We start from the raw sequence: 362 nt of genomic DNA on the forward strand, positions 1-362 counted from the left end.
TCCGTGCCGCGTCGCCTCAGCAGCCGGTTACTTTGACCAAGGGCGCGGCAGAAAACAAGAATGCCACTCCCCTGGCCTAAGGGGTAACCAAGGAGGCCGTTGTGCTTAAGTTCGAAGAATCCGCGAAGTACGCCCAAGAGAAACTGGCTGATGCTGGTTACTACTCGGGGAAGCTTGATGGCCTCTTTGGGGATGTGTCTAAGGGGGCTTTGCAAAGAGCCCTCACAGACGCTATGTCCTACAAGGGCATCAAGCCATCTGCGCCCAGCCGTAATCTTACCACTTCCGACATTAATGCGGCGGCAATTGCGTACAAACTCAAGGCCGCACATATCCGTGCTGTTATTGAGGTGGAATCGGGT

General features: G+C 55.0%; 1 protein-coding gene. It reads left to right on the forward strand.

Annotated features, from left to right (window positions below; genetic code table 11):
- Nucleotides 1-101: 101 nt before the first annotated feature.
- On the forward strand, nucleotides 102-362 hold a 261-nt coding region (locus VJI93_RS08570), incomplete at its 3' end, for a hypothetical protein (protein WP_324009287.1).

Source organism: Parvimonas sp. M20, assembly GCF_035282425.1.
Lineage (GTDB): Bacteria > Bacillota > Clostridia > Tissierellales > Peptoniphilaceae > Parvimonas.